The following is an 18,640-nucleotide window of genomic DNA, read 5'->3' as shown; positions in this document are numbered from 1 at the left end:
CCCGCCGAACGGCACCCGCTCCCGACCCCCGCCTGCACCCGCACACGCGCACCCCGCACGCCTGCACCCGCACGCCCGCGCCGCGCTCCCGCGGCGCGCCCTGTCGTACTCCCTCTCCCGAAGACGCACGGAGGCTCAAGGTGAGCGAGTCCCTCGCCGAACGCATAGCCGCACTGCCGAAGTCCCGCAGGGCACTGTTCCAGGCCCTGACGGGCCGCACCGGCGGCCGCGCCGCCGTACGGGAGGACCCCGAGCCGGCACCCCGTGACCCCGCGGACCCACCGGTGCTCTCCTTCGCGCAGCGCCGGCTCTGGTTCATCGACCAGCTCCAGCCCGGCAGCCCCGCCTACAACGTGCCGGTGGCCACCCGCATCCGCGGCCCGCTCGACGTCCCCGCCCTGCACGCCGCCCTCCAGGACATCGTGGACCGCCACGAGGTGCTGCGCACCGTCTACACCTACCAGGAGGGCGCCTCCGAGGCCCTGCCCCGCGTGGTGGACGGCTTCCGGCTGCCCCTGCCGCTGACCGAACTGCCCGACGAGGAGGCCGTCCGGCCGTTCTACGACGCGGACGCGGGCGCCCCCTTCGACCTGGCCGGCGCCGTCCCGCTGCGGGCCCGGCTCGGCCGCCTCGGAGCCGAGGACCACGTCCTCGTCCTCAACCTCCACCACATCGTCACCGACGGCTGGTCGATGCGGATCCTCTACACCGAACTGGAGCGTGCCTACGCCGCCCGCACCGGCGCCCCCGCCGACGCGAACGCCCCGCTCGCCCTCCAGTACGCCGACTTCGCCACCTGGCAGCGCCGCCGCGTGAGCGGCGACCGGCTGGAGGGCCTGACCTCCTTCTGGCGGGAGGAGCTGGGCGGCGCCGCACCCGTGGACCTGCCCACCGACCGGCCCCGGCCCCCCGTCTTCGGGCACGAGGGAGCCTCCCGCTACATCGACCTGCCGCCCCACCTCATCGCCCGGCTCAGGGAGTTCGGCAAGTCCGAGGGCGCCACCCTCTACATGACGATGCTGGCCGGCTTCGCCGCCACGCTGCGCCGCTGGACGGGCCAGGAGGACATCGTCGTCGGCACCTCCGTCTCCGGCCGCGACCACCCGGCCTTCAGCGAACTCATCGGCTTCTTCGTCAACACCCTGCCGCTGCGCATCAGAACCGGCGGCGACCCCGGTTTCGCCGAGCTGGTCCGCGCCACCCGCCACACCACCCTGCAGGCGTACGCGCACCAGGAACTGCCCTTCGACCTCATCGTCGACACGCTCGGCCTGCCCCGCGACCCGAGCCGGCCGCCGCTCACCTCCGTGATGTTCCTCCTCGACGAGACCCCGGACACGGCCCCCGGCCTGGCGGGCCTCACCACCGAGCCCATCGACTTCTCCTCGCACGCGACCAAGTACGACCTGATGATCAGCGTCCACGACACCGGCACCGCGGTCCGTGCCCTCGTGGAGTACCCCACCGCCCTGTTCGACGCCTCGACCGTGGACCGGCTGCTCGGCCACTTCCTCACCACCCTCGAAGGCGCCGTCGACCGCCCCGACGCCCCGCTGTCCGCCCTGCCGCTGCTCACCGACGCCGAGCGGCACGCCGCCCTGGACGACTGGAACGCCACCCGCGCCCCCTTCCCCCAGGACGCCTGCCTCCACCACCTCTTCGAGCAGCACGCCGACCGCCGGCCCGGCGCGCCCGCCGTGGTCCTCGGCGGAGTCGGCGGCTGGAGCGTCACCTACCGGGAGCTGGAGGAGCGCGCCAACCGGCTCGCGCACCGGCTCGCCGAAGCCGGGGCCGGCCCCGGCCGGACCGTGGCGCTGTGCCTGCGCCGCGGCCCCGGCCTGGTCACCGCGATCCTCGCCGTCCTCAAGGCCGGCGGGGCCTACGTACCCCTCGACCCCGACTACCCCGCAGAGCGCCTCGCCCTGCTGCTGAAGGACGCCGCGCCGCCCATCGTCGTCTCCGACGCGGAGCTCATCGGCCGGCTGCCCGTCCCCGCCGGTACCGCGCAGGTGCTCCTGGACACCGACCGGGCCGCGCTCGCCGAGCTCCCCGCGACCCGGCCCGACGTCCCCGTCACCGCCCGGGACCTCGCCTACGTCATCTTCACCTCGGGCTCCACCGGCACCCCCAAGGGGATAGCCCTGGAGCACCGCGGCGTGGTCAACAACATCCTCGACCTCAACCGCTCGTACGGCATCGGCCCCGACGACTCGGTCCTCGCCCTGTCCTCGCCCAGCTTCGACATGAGCGTCTACGAAACCCTCGGCATCCTGGCGGCGGGCGGCACGCTCGTCCTGCCCGACTCGGCCGCCGCCAAGGACCCGGCCCACTGGGCCGACCTCGTCGAGCGGCACGGCGTCACCGTCTGGAACTCCGCCCCCGCCCTCCTCGGCCTCCTCGTCGACCAGCTCGAACACGCCGGCGGCCCCCGACTGCCGAAGCTGCGCACCGCGTTCCTCGGCGGCGACTGGATCCCCGTCACCCAGCCCGACCGGATCCGCGCCTTCGCGCCGGAGCTGTCCTTCGTGGCACTCGGCGGGGCGACCGAGGCGTCCATCCACTCGGTGGAGTACCGGGTCGGCCGGGTCGATCCGCAGTGGACGAAGCTCCCCTACGGCCGTCCCATGGCCAACCAGCGCACCTACGTCCTCGACCCGCACGACCGGCTCGTCCCCGTCGGCGTGCCCGGCGAACTCCACCTCGGCGGCGTCGGACTGGCCCGCGGCTACCTGAACCGGCCCGAGCTCACCGAGGAGAAGTTCGTCCACGTCGAACTGGAACCCGGCCGCACCGAACGCCTCTACCGCACCGGCGACCTGGCCCGCTACGGCACGGACGGCACCATCGAACTCCTCGGCCGCACCGACTTCCGGATCAAGCTCAACGGACTCCGCATCGAACCGGGCGAGGTGGAGAGCGCGCTGCGGGGCCGCCCCGGCGTCCGCGAAGCCGTCGCCGCCGCCCGCCGCACCACCGCCGGCTCCGACCGCCTCGTCGGATACGTCGTCCCCGAGGACGGCGCCGGCCTCGACACCGCCGCCCTGCGGACCGCGCTCGGCGCGGTCCTGCCCCCGCACTGCGTCCCCGCCGAACTGGTTCTGCTGGAGCGGCTCCCGCTCAGCCCCAACGGCAAGGTGGACCGCGGCGCCCTGCCCGACCCGCGCCCCGCCGCCCCCGCCCCCGACCGGCCCGCCGCCGCGCCGGCGGACGGCGACCCCGTCGCCCTGCGCATCGCCGCCGTCTGGGCCGAGGTGCTCGGCGTGGCCGAGGTGGCCCCCGACGAGGACTTCTTCGCCCTGGGCGGGGACTCCTTCGCCGCCGTGCGCGCCGTACGGGCCGTCGCCGCCGCCCTGCCCGACGGCGGTGCCGCCGCCCTGCGCGTGGTCGACCTCTTCAGCAACCCGACCCCGTCAGGCCTCGCCGCCCGTACCGCCGAACTCGGCGCAGCCGGCACGGGGGCGCACCGCCTGCTGCACCGGCTCACCCCCGAACGCCCGCCCGGCGCCACCGCCCTGACCCTGGTCTGCTTCCCCCACGGCGGCGGCGACGCCATCGCCTACCAGCCGCTCGCGGCCCAGCTCCCGCCGCACATCGAGCTGCTGGCCGTCTCCCCGCCCGGACACGACCCGCTGCGCCCCGGCCCGATGCTGCCGGTCCCCGAGTTCGCGGAACTCGCCGCGGAGGAGATCGCCCGCACCGTACGGGGCCCGTACGCGGTCTACGGCCACTGCGCCGGAGTCGTCACCGCGCTGGAGACCACCCACGTCCTCGAACGCCTCGGGCAGCGCCCGATCGCCCTGGACCTCGCCGCGGCCCTCCCCGAGGAGGACCCGGAGTACGCCCTGGAGATGGAACGCGTCTCCGGTGACGACGACCTCGTCGCCTACCTGACCACCATGGACGGCTTCGACGGCGTCCTCGACGAGCGCGACCTCACCGCGGTCCTGCGGATGGTGCGGCACGACATGACCGAGGCCGCCCGCTTCTTCGCCCGCACCCCTGCCGGCTACGACCGGCCCCTGGCCACCCCGCTCACCTGCATCATCGGCGACGCCGACGACGCCACCGACGGCTATGAGGACGGCTACCGCGCCTGGGGCCGCTACGCGGCCGACGTGCGGCTCGCCGTGATCCCCGGTGGCCGCCACTACTTCGCCAAGCACCTCCCCGACCGGCTCGCCGCCCTGCTCGCCGACCTGCACCGCAACGGAGGAAACCATGTCTGATCTCGCCGAACGGCTCGGCCGCCTGCCCCAGGGACAGCGCTCCCGGCTGCTGGGCAGGATGCGCAACCAGATGACGGCCGGCGTGGGCCGCCGCGTCGAACTGAAGCGCGCCGACCACGGACCGCGCTCCCGCTCCTCCTTCCAGCAGGAGCAGATGTGGTTCGTCGACAAGCTCGGCGCCGGCAAGGCGCGCAACAACATAGCCCTCTCCATAACCCTCGGCGGTCCGCTCGACCGGGCCGCCCTGCACGAGGCGCTCAACGCCGTCGTCGCCCGCCACCAGGTGCTCCACAGCAAACTGGTCGAGATCGACGGGGTCCCCTGGCAGGAACCGGTCCCCTCCTTCGTCCTCGGCGTCCAGAGCACCGACCTCTCCGGCAGCGAGGACGCCGAGCGCGAACTCGCCGAGCTGACGGCCGGTTGCGCCGCCGCCCCCTTCGACCTGGCCGCCGCCCCGCCCGTCCGCGCCCACCTCGTACGCCTCGCCGCGGACCGGCACGTCCTGCTCTGGGTCGTCCACCACATCGCCTGGGACCCGGGCTCCACCCGCATCTTCACCGAGGAGCTGACCACCAGCTACGCCGCGGCCGCCGCGGGCAAGCGCCCCGAAGCCCCGAGACTCGCCGTCGAGTACGCCGACTTCGCGGCCTGGCAGCGGGCCAAGCTGGAGAACGACGAGCACGGCCGGGCGCTCGCCGCCAAATGGCGCCAGATCCTCGCCGGCGCCGTCGCCACCGAGGTCATGCCCGACCACCCGCGCGGTCCCGAGACGAAGGGCGACGGCCGCGGCCTGAAACTGACCCTCGACCAGAAGCTGCTGGACCGGCTCACCGATCTCGCCGATGCCAACAGCACCACCGTCTTCACCACCCTGCTGGCCGCCTTCAACGCGCTGCTGCGGCACTGGACCCGCACCGAGGACGTCGTCGTCGGCACCGCCAGCGCCTCCCGCCCGCACCCGGACCTGGAACAGGTCATCGGCTGCTTCGTCCAGATGATCACCCTGCGGACCGAGGTCACCGACGGGCTCACCTTCCGCGAGCTGGTCACCCGCACCGCGGCCTCCGTGATGGACTCCTTCACCAGCAGCGAACTGCCCTTCGAGCAGGTCGTCGAGGCCGTCCGTCCGGTCCGCGACCCGCTGCGCCACCCGCTCTTCCAGATCGAGTTCACCTCGCTCGGCCGCTGGGGCACCCACCGGGCGCAGGCCGCGGACGTCGAGTTCGCCATGGACCAACTGCACGACGGCGCGGCCAAATTCGACATGAGCTTCCTCGTCGGCGAGAACGACGGCCTGGAACTCTCCCTCGAATACAACACCTCCCTCTACCGGCACGGCACGGCCAGTGCCCTCCTCGCCGCCTTCCGGCAGGTCCTGGAGCAGGTCGCCGAGAACCCCGACCTCCGGGTCGGCGACATCAGCCTGGTCGAGGAGCCGGCCGCCTCCCGGCACGCCCGCGAGCTGTCCCGCGGCGGCCCCGTCGACGAAGCGGCCTGGACCACCACCCTGGACCGCGCCTTCCGCGAGCGGGCCACCATCCACCCCGACGCCGTCGCCGTCCGGCACGGCGCCACGCGGCTGGACTACGCCGCCCTCGACCGCTGGTCCGAGGCCATCGCCCACCGGCTGCGCGACCGGGGTGTCGCGCACGGGGACCCCGTCGCCGTGTGCGTGGCCCGCGGCCCCGCCGCCGTCGCCGGCGTCCTCGGCGTCCTCAAGGCGGGCGCCCACTACATCCCGGTCGACCCGGCCGCCCCGGCCGAGCGGACCCGAACCGTCCTGGCCGACGCCAAGGTCCGCCACGCCCTCGTCGACGAGAGCGCGCAACTGCCCGTTCCCCTGGAACTCGTCAACACCGGGACCGCGGCCCCCGTCCGGGAGGTCCCCTCCCTCGCCCTCAGCTCCACCCCCGCCGACCTGGCCTACGTGCTCTACACCTCCGGCAGCAGCGGGACCCCCAAGGGCGTCATGATCGAGCACCGCTCGGTCACGCACTTCTCCCGCACGATCGCCAAGGCCTACGAGATCAAGGCCGAGGACCGGGTCCTGCAGTTCGCCCCCCTCACCTTCGACGTCTCCGTCTTCGAAATCTTCACCACCCTGCTCGCCGGCGGCTCGCTCGTCATCGCCACCGACGACGAACGCCGCGACCCCGCCCTGCTCCAGGCGCGGATGCGCGAGGAAGCCGTCACCGTCGCCGAACTCCCGCCCGCCCTCCTGCCGCTCCTGGACCAGGCGGCCCTGCCCGACCTGCGCCTGGTCTCGGTGGGCGGCGAGGCCTTCCCCGGCCGTCTCGTCGCCGAATGGACCGCGGGGGAGCGGCGGTTCGTCAACGGCTACGGTCCCACCGAGGCGACCGTCGCCGTCACGCTGATGGACTGCACCGGCAGCTACGACCGCAACCCGCCGATCGGCCGCCCCATGCCGGGCCACCAGGCCTTCGTGCTCGACGAGCGGCTGCGGCCGGTTCCGCCCGGCGTCCCCGGCGAACTCTGCGTGGCCGGCCCCGGCGTGGCCCGCGGCTACCTGGGCCGCCCCGACCTGACCACCGAACGCTTCGCGGACAACCCCTACGCCGACGGCCCCGAGACCGCCCGTCTCTACCGCACCGGCGACCTGGTCCGCTGGCTGCCCGGCGGCAACCTGGACTTCCTCGGCCGCACCGACCGCCAGCTCAAGGTGCGCGGCCACCGCATCGAGCCCGGCGAGGTCGAGGCCGTCCTGACCGGGCACCCCTCCGTGCAGCAGGCCGTCGTGGTGGCCCAGCCCGCCGCCGGCGGCGAGCGCATGCTGGCCGCCTACGTCACCGTCGAGCAGGTGGGCTCCTACGCCTCGGAGGTCGCCGACGCCGAGGGCCTGCGCGCCTACACGGCCGTCCGGCTCCCCGGCTACATGGTCCCGGTGGTCGTCGTCCTGGACGAGCTGCCGCTCACGCCGCACGGCAAGGTCGACACCGCCGCCCTGCCCCTGCCCGCGGAGCAGTCGGCGCAGGGCGGCACCCCGCCGCGCGACGCCATCGAGGAGCAGATCTGCCGCGACATCCTCACCCCGCTCCTGGAATGGCAGAACCCCGACGTCGAAGGCGACTTCTTCGCCCTGGGCGGCAGCTCCCTCCAGGCCACCATCGTGGTCTCCCGGGTCCGGGCCCTCTTCGGCATCGACATCGCCCTCGCCGACTTCTTCGGCCACCCGACCGTCTCCGGCCTCGCCGAACTCGTCCGCGCCGCGAAGGCCGAGGCCGTCGGCGAACAGGACCGGCTGCTCGCGGTCTTCGAGCAGATCGAGAACATGAGCGACGAAGAGGCCGCCGCCCTCCTCGGCTCCCTCCAGCAGCCGGAGGGACCCTGATGGCCGGACCGGCCGGGATGGAAGGAGCGCTCGCCGCGCTCCCCGAGGGCAAGCGCGAGCTCGCCCGCCTGATGCTGGCCGCCCGTCGGCCCGTACCCGCCCACCCGGCCCCGCGCTCCGGCGCGGGGCCGGTCCCGCCGACCGCCCTCCAGACCCGGCTGTGGCGCCGGGAGCGCACCCACCCGGCCGTCGCCACCGGCTCCCACGCGCTCCGGCTGACCGGCCCCCTCGACGCCCGGCGGCTGGACGGGGCCCTCACGGGGGTGCTGCGCCGCCACGAGGCGCTGCGCACCCGGCTGGCCCGGTCCACCGCCGACCAGCCGCGGCTGCACGTGGACGGGGAACCGGTCCTGCGGCTCACCCGGGCCGACCTCTCGGGCTTCACCCCGCAGGCCGCCGCCGAGCGGGTCGCCCTGCAGATCACCGAGAGCGCCTCCACCGTCCTGGACCTGGAGAGCGGCCGCACCAGCGCCTTCCGGCTGCTGAGGACCGCGCCCGACGAGCACGTCCTGATCCTCGCCTCCCACCTCGCGGTCTTCGACGGCTGGTCCTCGGGGGTCTTCCTCGCGGACCTCGCCGCCGGCTACCGAGAGGGCCCGGAGTCCCTCACCCCGCCCGAACTCCAGTTCCCCGACTACGCCGACTGGCAGCACCGCTGGCTCTCCGGACCGGACGGCACCGCAGAACTCACCCGACGCCGGGCGGTGTTCGCGACGGACCCGCCCGCACCCCGGATCCCGGGCGGCTTCGAACGCGGGCACCTGCCCGTACGGCTGGCCCGCGGTCCCGTCGGCGCCGGGCTGGAGCTGGGCGCGGCCGAAGGCGCCACCCCGTTCATGACCCTGCTCGCCGCGCTCGCCGTCGTACTGGCCCGCAGGGACGGCCGTACCTCCGTGGTGATCGGCACCCCGGCCGCCGGCCGGTTCGCCGCACCGCTCGAAGGCGCCGTCGGGCAGTACACCACCGTCGTGCCGATCCGGCTCGACCTCGCGGGCGGGCCCTCCTTCCGCGAGCTCCTGCACCGCACCCGCACCGCGGTGGCCGAAGCCCTGGCCCACCAGCGCCTGCCCGTGGACGTGCTGTTCGGCGACGGCACGCCCCCGCCGTACAACGTCCTGTTCGCCCTGCACAACTACCCGGCCGTACCGCTGGACCTGCCGGGCATCGAGGTCGGCCAGCTGCCCGGGCCGCCCGCACGCCACCTGGAGCTCTACAGCCCCGACCCGGCCGCCGCCCTCGCCTGCGTGGGCCTGGTGGAACGGGACGGCGAGATCGGCGGCACCGCCGAGTACAACCGGCACGCGGCCACGCCCGAGGACGTGCGGGGCCTGCTCACCGGGATCGAGGAGGTACTGGACCGGGCCGTCGCCGCGCCCGCCTCCCCGGTCACCACCGCCCGGCACTGAGCGGGGCCGGGGCCCGCGGGCCCCGGCCCCCTCCTCAATCCCCACCCGGACCCACCCAGACCCGCCTAGGGAGTTGCCCGTGCTCACCACCGAGTTCTACCGCGCGCCCGCGGACTGCGGGCTCGTACGGAGCGGGGCCGGCGTGCCCCGCACCCCCATGCGGGCCCTGCGCGAGGACATCCACGACATCCTGGTCTCCGCCCCCGTCGCCGAAGCCCGGCGCACCCGGGACCCCCGGCCCATCCACCGGGCCCTGGGCGAGAGGGGCCTCCTCGCACCCCAGTGGCCCGAGGAGTACGGAGGCCGCGGCGTCAGCCAGGTCGCGGCCGCCGTACTGGTCGAGGAACTCGCCATGCACGACGTCCCCGACCTGCTGCACACGCTCACCGTGCAGATCGTCGGCTCCACCCTGCTCAACGTCGCGAGCCCGCAGATGAAGGCGCGCCACCTGCCGGGTTTCGCCGACGGCACGTCCTTCGGCTGCGTGCTCTTCAGCGAACCGCAGGCCGGCTCCGATCTCAACATCCTCTCCACCCGCGCCGTCTCCGACGGCAAGGGCGGCTACAAGCTCTACGGCACCAAGGTCCACTCCCTCTTCGCCCGCTTCGCGGACTACGGGCTGTGCCTGGCCCGCGGCGAGGACGACGCCTTCAGCCTCTTCCTGGTGCCCCTGGCCCAGCCCGGCGTCACGATCCGGCAGATCCCGGGCATCGGTGACGACGCCTTCCACGAGGTCGCCCTCGACGGCGTGGCCGTCACCGCCGACGACGTCGTCGGCGGCATCGGCCAGGGCTGGGCGATCGTCGTCAAGACACTGGCCTTCGAACGCACCGGCCTCGACTACTACGTCAAGGCACTGCGCTGGTACCGGGCCGCGGTCGAACGGCTGGAGGCCCACACCGACCGGCTGGAGGCCGGCCAGCACGACCAGATCGGCCTGGCCAAGCTCAACGCCCGGCTGCTCGCGGCGGGCACCCTGGTCCGCCGCGTCCTCACCCGCCTCGACCGGGGCGAGCTCAACGAGGACGAGGCCGCCGCCGCGAAGTGGTACACCACCGAACTCGCCGCGGAGGTGGCCTGGTGGGCCGCCGAACTCGACGGCGACACCAGCATGACCCTCGACGACCCGGAGGTCGACGGGGTGGCACACCCACTCGATTCGGCGATGCGCGAAGCCCCGGGGATGCGGATATCCGGCGGCACCGCCGAAATGATGCTGGAGACGCTGGCCCGGCTGCGTCTCGACTCAGGGGCGGAGGTACGGCCATGACGACCCAGGCGGTCAACGGGAGCGGTACGGGCGGGGCGGCCGGCGCGGCGCCCGAGCGGTGGCGGGAGCGGGAGGACGAGGACTCGCTCTTCCGGCAGCTCCGGCTCACCGTGCGGCAGGGCCTGGAGGTCGACGGGGACACCCCCGAGGGCGCCTGGGAGGCGCTCACCCAGGTCGGGGCCTGGGAGTTCGCCCTCCCCATCGAGAAGGAGGGCCTCGACCTCGGCCAGGCCGTCCTCGCCATGGTCTGCGAGGAGGCCGGCAACGCGATGCAGCCCGTCCCACTGGCCGACACCCTCCTCGCGCTCGACGTGCTCTCCGGCCTCGGCCCCCTCGCCCCCGAGGGCACCGACGACCGGCTCGACCGGGTGCGCGCCGGGGAGCTCCAGCTCGCCGTCCCCGGCCGGCTGCCCGACCCGCGCGGCGCCGTACCGCCGGGCATCGCCTGGAAACCGGACGGTGACGGCGCGGGCGTCGTACTCACCGGCACGTCCGGCCCGTTCGCCGCCGGCGTCGGGCCGGACGCCCTGCTGGTGCTGGCGAGCGGCCCCGACGGCCCCTGCGTAGCCCTCGTCGACCTCCCCACGGCGGGCGTCACCGTACGCCCGCTGCGCGACCACGGCGGGGGAGCCGTCGCCGGAGCCGTCTTCGACGAGGCACGGATCCCGGACGGATCGGTGCTGCTGCGCGGTGTCGCCGCCGAACACGCCCTCGCCCGCGTCGGCCTGCGCGCCGCCGTCCACCAGGCGTCGCTGCTGGCCGGCATCACCGCGGCCGCCCTGACCGCCGTCGTCTCCCGGATCCGGGGACGGCAGCAGTTCGGCCAGGCCCTGGTCAAGCACCAGGGGCCCCGGCTGCGGGTGGCCGGGCTCCTGGCCCGGCTCGATGCCGTCCGCTGGGCCGTCGGCGACGCCGCCCGCGACCTCGACGAGGGACGGCTCACCCCGGGGGAGGCCGCCGGTCTGATCGCCCTCACGGCGGAGACCACCCTCGACGTGACACGTGACGCGGTGCACCTGCACGGCGCCTCCGGTCTCGTACGGGACGGCCTGGTGGCCGGCTGCTACCGGCGCGCGGCATGGGAGGCACTGCGCTGCGGGCGTCCCGCCCAGCTGTGGGACACCGCGGCGCACACCCCCTGAGCCGCCCGCCGACGTGGGAAGGGGCCCCCGCACTGCGGGAGCCCCTTCCCCCGGTACCGGTACCGGCGCTGACGGTCAGACCAGGTCGCGGCGCACGATCCAGCGGTGCCGCTTGTCGCTCTTCGCCTCGGTGCGCTGGATCCGGCGGAAGCCCGCCCGCTCGAACATGTCCATCGTCCCGACGTAGGCGAGGGTCGGGTTCACCCGGCCGCCCTCGGGATCCACCGGATAGCCCTCGACGGCGGGCGCGCCGTTCGCCCGCGCGTGCTCGACGGCCCCCTCCAGCAGACCCGAGGCGACCCCCTTACCGCGGAACTCCTTGCGCACGACGAAACACGTCACCGACCACACGGGCACGTCGTCCACCGGTGTGATCGTCTTCGAGGAGGTGAGCCGGTCCAGCTGGCGGCGCGGCGCCACGTTGCACCAGCCGGCCACCTCGCCGTCCAGGAACCCGAGGACCCCCGGCGGCGGGTCGGCCTTCTCCGTGAGGGTGCGAAGGTGCTCGCCCCGCTCCTGCGCGGTCATCCGCCCGTAGTCGCCGGTGGTCAGCCGCCACGCCATGCACCAGCACGTGTGCGCGCTCTTCTTCGGCTGGAGCACCCGGCGGACGTCGTCCCACAGATCCGCCGTGGCGGGCCGGACTTCTAAACTCATGCTGCTACTTCGCTCTCTTCCGCTTCTTGCGTACGTCCCGCGGGCCCGCTCTCACGCGCTCCGGCGACGACATCGGTCATAACGGCGGCCAGCACCTCGAGGGCGCGCCGACACGCCTTGCGTCCTGCGTCCAGATGGGTGACCAGCCGGACGGTGTCCGGGTCCGGGGCGGTCACCAGCACTCCTTCCTGCGCGGCCCGCACGACGACCTCGTCGGCGCCCGGCACCCCGACGAGGACGATGTTGGTCTCGGGCGGGCGCACGGGGAACCCCGCGTCCCGCAGCCCCGCCGCCAGCAGCGCGGCGTGCTCATGGTCCTCGGCGATCCGCTCCACGTGGTGGTCCAGGGCGTACAGCCCCGCAGCGGCCAGGATGCCCGACTGCCGCATGCCGCCGCCCAGCCCGTGCCGCAACTTCCTCGCCCGGGACAGGTGTTCGGCGCGGAGCAGCAGCACCGAACCGACCGGCGCCCCCAGCCCCTTCGACAGGCACACGGACAGCGAATCGGCCGTCTCCCCGTACCGCGCGGCCGGCGTCCCGGTCGCGGCCATCGCGTTCCAGATCCGGGCGCCGTCCATGTGGACCGCCACGCCCGCGCCGGCCGTCAGCTCGCGCACCGCCCGCAGCGTCCGGAGCGGATGGACCGTGCCGCCGGCCCGGGTGTGGGTCTGCTCCACCTCCACCGCGCGCGTGCCCAGGGTGTAGGCGTTCCCCCGCCGGAGCACCCCCGCCAGCACGGCCGGGGTGATCACCCCCTGCTCGGCCGTCACCGTACGGGTCTGGATCCCGCCGTAGCGGGCCGGGGAGGCCTCCTCGTGGGCCAGGACGTGCGCCTCGGCGTCGCACACCAGCTCCTCGCCGGGAGCGACGAGGAGCTGGAGTGCGATCTGGTTGGCCATCACCCCGGACGGCGTGAACAGCGCCGCCGGGAAGCCGAAGAGCCCGGCGAGGCGCTCCTCCAGGGCGCGGACGGTCGGATCCTCCCCGAAGAGGTCGTCACCGACCTCCGCGCCGGCCATCGCGGCCCGCATCCCGGGACCCGGCCGGGTCACCGTGTCGCTGCGCAGATCGGCAATGCCGCAACCACCTGTGGTCATGACGGCTCGTCAACTCCTCGTTCGCGGGGCGGTGGGGTGAGCTCACGGGCCGCCATCCAGTCCAGCAGCGGCCGTACCAGCAGCCAGGTCTCCCGTACGAGTTCCCCGGCACGCGCCGTGTGCAGGCCCTCGGCCGGACCGAAGCGTCGTCCCGCGTCGATCTTGCGGTGGCGCAGCAGGTCCAGCCGGGGATGGTCCGCGGACACTCCCCGCGGCCGGGACTTGAGCCGGTCCCCGCCGAGGACGAAGCCCGCCCGCGCCAGCCGGCCCGTGATGAGCGCCAGCTCCGTGCCGCCGTCCTCCTCCTCGACGGCGGCACGGTAGCGGGCGACCTCGGCCCCGGCGTACGGGTACCAGCGGCCGGAGGCGTACAGCCCGTCCCGGTCCAGGTGCACCCACAGGCCCAGACAGGGCAGCAGGTCCAGATAGGCGCCCTGGTAGCTCTTGTACGGGGACTTGTCGTGGGACATCCGGGTGTCCCGGACCGGGCCGAGCACCTGCACCCCGCCCGGCCCGGCCCACTCCTCGAAGAACGTGCCCAGTTCAGCGGCCAGCTCGTCCATCGGCGCACGCACGTCACGCTCGTACCGCTCGCGGTGGCGCAGCCGCCACGCCTCCTTGCTGTTGTCGGCCGCGAGGTCCTCGTACAGGCGCAGTGCCGAGGGCGGGAAGCCGCTGAAGGTCACGGCAGGTACCCCGGCAGGGGGTGGGCGGCGCACAGCTCGGACACCCGGGCGCGGACCCGGGCGCGCAGCGCGTCCGGCAGCACCCCGCCGGGCGCGGCGAGCGCCGCGAGGACGTCCGCGACCAGGTCGGCGCACTCGGCGGCCACCGTCCGGTCCATCCCGCGGGCGGCCAGCGTGTTGGTCCCCAGCCGCAAGCCCCCCGTCACCCGGACCGGTGTGGTGTCCCCGGGGACGCGGTTGCGGTTGACGACGATCCCGCAGGACTCCAGCGCCTCCTCGGCGACGTCCCCGGTGACGCCGGTGCCCCGCAGGTCGAGCAGCACCATGTGGGTGTCCGTACCGCCGGTGACCAGCCGGAAGCCCCGGTCCAGGAGCCGCTCGGCGATGGCCTGCGCGCCGTCGGCCAGCCGCTTGGCGACCTCGGCGAAGTCCGGGCTGGCCACGAAGTCCAGCGCGCGGGCCTTGGCCGCCACCGACGCCAGGTCGGGGGTGCCCTGGGTGAAGGGGAACACCGCCCGGCGCAGCGTCGCGGCCAGGGTGCCGCGCTCGGGGCCCGCCCTGCGGGCCTCGCGGCCCAGCAGGATCAGCCCGCCGCGCGGCCCGTACAGCTGCTTGTAGGTGCTGGTGGTGGTGACGTGGGCGTGGTCGACCGGGCTCTGGTGGAGGCCGGCCGCGACCAGTCCCGCGATGTGCGAGATGTCGGCCAGGAGATAGGCGTTGGCCTCGTCCGCGATCTCCCGGAACCGGGCGAAGTCGATGCTGCGGGGATACGCGCTCGCCCCGCACACGATCAGCTTCGGCCGGTGCTCCAGGGCCAGTTCGCGAATCTGGTCGTAGTCGAGCAGCCCCTCCGGCGTCACCCGGTAGCCGTGGGCGCGGTAGTACCGGCCCGTCACCGAGGCGGGGGAGCCGTGGGTGAGGTGGCCGCCGCAGTCCAGGTCGAGGCCGAGCAGGCTGTCGCCCGGGCTCAGCAGCGCCGTGATCACGGCGAGGTTCGCGGACGACCCGGAGTGCGGCTGCACGATCGCGTCCTGCGCCCCGAAGGCCGCGCAGGCCCGCTCGATCGCCAGGCGCTCGATCTCGTCGGCGACGCCGCAGCCCGCGTGGTAGCGGTTGCCGGGAAATCCCTCGGCGGTCAGGTTCCCGAGCGCACTGCCCTCGCAGGCCAGCACGGAGGGGTCCGCCACGCTGGATGCCGCGACCATCATCAGGGTGTCGCGCTGGCGCGCCGACTCCCGGGCGAGCAGGTCGTACAGGGCGGAATCGCGTTCTCTGAGGCGGGTGTTGGCGTGCGCGGCGAATTCGACCAGGTCCGGCGCGGGCGCCGGTGGGGTGCCGTCCGGAAGCCTTTCCTCGTCCAGTGGACCGGTGACGGGCGCGGGCAGGGTGAGACTCATGACTGTCCCCTCTCGGAATCGTCCGTGATGGCCGTGCTGAACCGGGCGGTGCCCTCAGCCGTTTGCATCGGCGGTGTCCGTCTCGTCGGCCTCCAGCTCGCCGAAGGCCTCCGCCGCCGCGACCGCCTGCGCGCCGTGCTGCTCGTCCGCGGCGATCTTTTCGGCCAGCTCGCGGACCACCGGGTTCTGGAACACGGTCTTGACGGGCACCGGCACCCCGAGCAGCTCCTTGAGCAGTCCCGCGAGCCGGGTCCCGCTGAGCGAATCGCCGCCCAGGGAAAAGAAGTTGTCACCGGGCGCCACCCCGTCCAGGCCGAGGATGTCGGCGATCGCCGCGCACAGCACCAGCTCCAGCGCGCTGCCCGGCCCGTCACCGCCGTCCCGCACGGCCGCGTCGTCGGCGGACTGCCGGCTTCCGGCGGAGGAGGCCAGCAGCAGCCGGTCGACCTTGCCGTTGCGGGTCAGCGGCAGCTCCTCCAGCGCGGTGATCGCGGCCGGCACCATGTAACCGGGGAGCTGGGCGGCGAGCCGCTCCAGCACCCGGTCCGCCGCGCCGGCGTCGCAGCCGGCACCGGCCACGACGAAGGCGTGCAGCCGGCGCACCCCGTGGGCGCTGGCGGGCGCCACGACCACGGCCGCCTCGACCTCGGCGTCCTGGCGCAGCACGCCCTCGATCTCGCCCAGCTCGATCCGGTGTCCCTGGATCTTCACCTGGAAGTCGTCCCGGCCCAGGATCTCGATGCTGCCGTCCGGCAGGTACCGGCCCAGGTCACCGGTCAGATAGGCGCGTTCGCCGGTCTCCGGGAGGCGTACGAAGCGGTTCGCCGTGCGCTCGGCGTCGTTCCAGTAGCCGAGCGCGAGGCCCACGTCGCTGGCCACGGCCATCTCGCCGACGACGCCGAGCGGTCGCTCGTACGCGGCCCCGTCGACGATGTAGTAGCGCTGGTTGGTGATCGGCTTGCCGTACGGGATGCTCGTCCAGGACGGGTCGACCTCGCCGATCGGCTGGAACAGCGACCAGCAGATCGTCTCGGTGGGGCCGCCCGAACCCACGACCTGGATCCGCGGACTCTGCGCCCGCAGCCGGTCCGGCAGCGTCAGCGGGATCCAGTCGCCCGAGAGCACCGACAGCCGCAGGGACTCCAGCGGCCGACCGCCCCCGCGCCGCTCGCGCACCTCGGCCTCGCCGACGAGGAGTTCCATCAGCACGGGCACGGAGTTCCACAGCGTGACCCGCTCCGCCTGCACCAGGTCCGCCCAGACGTCGGGCTCGGCGTGCTCGAACGGCGGCGGCACCACCACGGTCCCGCCCTGCGTGAGCACCCCGAAGACGTCGTAGATCGAGGCGTCGAAGTGCAGCCCCGAGATGGCCAGCAGCCGGTCCCGCGCGCCGACCTCGAAGCGCTCCGCGACGTCGCGGATCAGGTTGACCACACCGATGTGGTCGACCATCACGCCCTTGGGCTCGCCCGTCGAACCGGAGGTGAAGATCGTGTACGCGAGATCCGCCGGGGTCTGCGCGGTGTCGGGCCGGGTGGCGGGGCCGGTCTCGAAGTCCTTGTCCACGCGGTAGCGGCGGGCCGTTGGCGGCCAGCTGATCCGGGAGTCCAGCGAGGACTGTGTGAGGATCCGGTCGACCTTGGCCTCGGCGAGCAGCCGGCGCAGCCGCTCCGGCGGCACGGAGGCGTCCAGCGGCAGGTAGGCGGCGCCGGAGGCGAGGATCCCGTACACCGCGGCGTACTGCTCCCAGCCCTTCTCCATCACCACGGCGACGAGCTCGCCCGGAGCCGCCCCGTGCTCGCGCAGCGTGTGCCCGATCCGCCAGGCGTACGAGGCCAGTTCGGCGTAGCTGAGCCGCCGGCCGGAGTCCACCACGGCCTCGGCGTCGGGCGTGAGTTCGGCCTGCCGGGCGAACAGCTCGTGCAGGGTGGTGTACGGGATCTGCCCGGCGGTGTCGTTGACCTGCCGGCGCAGCTCCCGCTCGGCCGGCGGGACCAGGTCGAAGCGCGCCGTGTGCAGGCTGTCCGGGTCGTCGGTGAGCCGCGCCAGCAGGTCCACGTACACGCCGAAGGCGGCGTCGACGAACCCGGGCGCGAACGCGCCGTCGACGAAGTCCCAGATGACGCGGAGTTCGCCGGCCAGCTCGCGCAGCTGCACGTCGAGGGTCACCTGCGGGGTCTGCGAGATCGAGTACACCTCCCGGCCCAGGTCCGTGACGGGCCGGCGCACCGGGTAGTCGAGGAGGCTGGTGACGACCACGGGCATCCCGGCCTGCGCCCCCACCCCGTGCAGGCGCGTCAGCTCCCGCAGCACGCGGACACCGTTGAAGGAGCCGTGCTCCACGTCGCGGGCGAGCTGGTCGCGCAGGGCGTGCGCACGGTCCAGGAAGGTCGCCCCCGAACCGTCGGCGGCGAGCATCACCGCGTTGGTGAAGTCGCCGAGCACGCCGGTGATGTCCGGATGCACCGCCGGGCGCTGGAAGACCGGGTAGTTGATCGTGAAGTCGGACTCCTCCGACCAGGCCCGGACCACCTCGGCGAAGGCCGCCGTGAGCAGGACCGACGGGGTCAGGCCCGCCCCGCGCGCCCGCTCGGTGAACCGCTGCCAGTCCGCGGGGGAGAGGCGGTGCTCGCGCCGGTCGAAGCGCACCTCGCCGGTGTCCCCGGCGGAGCCGCCCGTGGGCAGCGACGGGGCCGGCGGCAGGGTGGGCACGCGCTGCACCCAGTAGTCGCGGGCGGCCCGGAAGGCCTCGGTGTGCGGCAGGGCGTCGGCCCGCCAGCGGGCGTACTCGGCGAAGCCGATGCCGGGCTCGGGGAGTTCCGCGTCCGGGTCCTCGTACAGGTCGACCAGCTCGGGGAAGAGCACCTGGAACGCGCTGGAGGCGTCCAGCACCTGCAGGTCGATCCCCAGGTGCACCCGGCCGAGGTTCTCCGGACCGCCCAGCCGGATGATCCGCAGGTCGAACAGCGGCCAGCTGCCGACCGGGAAGACCACGTGGCTCATCTCCTCGCGCAGCGCGGCGAGGTGCTCCCCGGCGGCGTCGGCGGACAGGTCGGTCAGGTCCACGACCGGTATCGCGAACGGCAGCGGGTCGGACGGCACCCACTGGGTGCCGTCCGTGCTGCCGATCGCGCGGAGCATGTCGTGCCGGGCGACCACCTTGCGCCAGGCGTTGGCGAACCGTTCGGGGTCGAGGTCCGCGCGCTCCCACTCGAAGTATCCGTAGCAGCCGATGCCGCCCATCTCGACGGCTTCGCCTCGCCCGATCATCAGTGCCTGCTGCGTCTCGGTCATCGGGAAGGACGCGGCACTGTCCGCGCGAGCGGGCAGGAGCTCGGTCATGGTCCAACTCCATTCGGTGTTACGGGCCGTTGGCTTGTGCGTGCTCGGGGTGGATACGGGCCGGGACG

10 protein-coding genes are annotated in these 18,640 nt (G+C 74.2%); 5 read left to right on the top strand and 5 right to left on the bottom strand.

Annotation, left to right across the window (positions count from 1 at the left end; translation table 11 throughout):
* Positions 1–140: 140 nt before the first annotated feature.
* From AB0F82_RS05640 to AB0F82_RS05620, 5 genes are all read left to right on the top strand, one after another.
* Positions 141–4,226, top strand: coding sequence for a non-ribosomal peptide synthetase (locus AB0F82_RS05640; protein WP_362624310.1), 4,086 nt, complete (start codon positions 141–143; stop codon positions 4,224–4,226).
* Positions 4,219–7,575, top strand: a complete 3,357-nt coding sequence (locus AB0F82_RS05635) for a non-ribosomal peptide synthetase (RefSeq protein ID WP_362624308.1) — start codon at positions 4,219–4,221, stop codon at positions 7,573–7,575. The genes AB0F82_RS05640 and AB0F82_RS05635 overlap by 8 nt, the downstream gene beginning before the upstream one ends.
* Entirely contained in the window at positions 7,575–8,981 is a 1,407-nt protein-coding gene (locus tag AB0F82_RS05630; RefSeq protein WP_362624306.1) for a condensation domain-containing protein, read from the top strand. Before AB0F82_RS05635 ends, AB0F82_RS05630 begins: the two co-directional genes overlap by 1 nt.
* A 79-nt stretch (positions 8,982–9,060) precedes the next feature.
* Complete coding sequence (locus tag AB0F82_RS05625) at positions 9,061–10,251, top strand: acyl-CoA dehydrogenase family protein (protein WP_356811371.1); 1,191 nt, start codon at positions 9,061–9,063, stop codon at positions 10,249–10,251.
* Positions 10,248–11,393, top strand: coding sequence for an acyl-CoA dehydrogenase family protein (locus AB0F82_RS05620; protein ID WP_362624303.1), 1,146 nt, complete (start codon positions 10,248–10,250; stop codon positions 11,391–11,393). Before AB0F82_RS05625 ends, AB0F82_RS05620 begins: the two co-directional genes overlap by 4 nt.
* Positions 11,394–11,468: 75 nt before the next feature.
* Here AB0F82_RS05620 and AB0F82_RS05615 read toward each other — a convergent pair whose 3' ends face one another.
* From AB0F82_RS05615 to AB0F82_RS05595, 5 genes are read right to left on the bottom strand one after another with little or no spacing between them, the layout of a single operon-like run.
* On the bottom strand, positions 11,469–12,050 hold the full coding sequence (locus AB0F82_RS05615; protein ID WP_356811369.1) for a GNAT family N-acetyltransferase: 582 nt from the start codon (positions 12,048–12,050) through the stop codon (positions 11,469–11,471).
* Positions 12,047–13,147 carry a threonine aldolase family protein gene (locus tag AB0F82_RS05610; protein ID WP_362624301.1) on the bottom strand — a complete coding sequence of 367 codons (1,101 nt, stop codon included), beginning with the start codon at positions 13,145–13,147 and terminating at the stop codon, positions 12,047–12,049. Before AB0F82_RS05610 ends, AB0F82_RS05615 begins: the two co-directional genes overlap by 4 nt.
* On the bottom strand, positions 13,144–13,833 hold the full coding sequence (locus AB0F82_RS05605) for a DUF2461 domain-containing protein (protein ID WP_362624299.1): 690 nt from the start codon (positions 13,831–13,833) through the stop codon (positions 13,144–13,146). Before AB0F82_RS05605 ends, AB0F82_RS05610 begins: the two co-directional genes overlap by 4 nt.
* Complete coding sequence (glyA, locus tag AB0F82_RS05600) at positions 13,830–15,230, bottom strand: serine hydroxymethyltransferase (protein ID WP_362624298.1); 1,401 nt, start codon at positions 15,228–15,230, stop codon at positions 13,830–13,832. The genes AB0F82_RS05605 and glyA overlap by 4 nt, the downstream gene beginning before the upstream one ends.
* 54 nt (positions 15,231–15,284) lie before the next feature.
* The gene (locus tag AB0F82_RS05595; RefSeq protein WP_362624296.1) at positions 15,285–18,572 is read right to left on the bottom strand and encodes a non-ribosomal peptide synthetase; all 3,288 of its coding nucleotides are present in this window, start codon (positions 18,570–18,572) and stop codon (positions 15,285–15,287) included.
* Positions 18,573–18,640: the final 68 nt, after the last annotated feature.

This window comes from Streptomyces virginiae (assembly GCF_040638905.1).
In the GTDB taxonomy this organism is placed as follows: Bacteria; Actinomycetota; Actinomycetes; order Streptomycetales; family Streptomycetaceae; genus Streptomyces; species Streptomyces virginiae_B.
Note: the sequence above shows the minus strand (reverse complement) of the source record. Positions and strands in the feature narration are given on the sequence as shown.

Excerpts from the sequence above, each read along its gene's own strand:
- AB0F82_RS05620 (WP_362624303.1), top strand. The coding sequence starts at position 10,248 with ATGACGACCCAGGCGGTCAACGGGAGCGGTACGGGCGGGGCGGCCGGC.
- AB0F82_RS05595 (WP_362624296.1), bottom strand. The coding sequence starts at position 18,572 with ATGACCGAGCTCCTGCCCGCTCGCGCGGACAGTGCCGCGTCCTTCCCG.
- AB0F82_RS05630 (WP_362624306.1), top strand. The coding sequence starts at position 7,575 with ATGGCCGGACCGGCCGGGATGGAAGGAGCGCTCGCCGCGCTCCCCGAG.
- AB0F82_RS05610 (WP_362624301.1), bottom strand. The coding sequence starts at position 13,147 with ATGACCACAGGTGGTTGCGGCATTGCCGATCTGCGCAGCGACACGGTG.
- AB0F82_RS05635 (WP_362624308.1), top strand. The coding sequence starts at position 4,219 with ATGTCTGATCTCGCCGAACGGCTCGGCCGCCTGCCCCAGGGACAGCGC.
- AB0F82_RS05615 (WP_356811369.1), bottom strand. The coding sequence starts at position 12,050 with ATGAGTTTAGAAGTCCGGCCCGCCACGGCGGATCTGTGGGACGACGTC.
- glyA (WP_362624298.1), bottom strand. The coding sequence starts at position 15,230 with ATGAGTCTCACCCTGCCCGCGCCCGTCACCGGTCCACTGGACGAGGAA.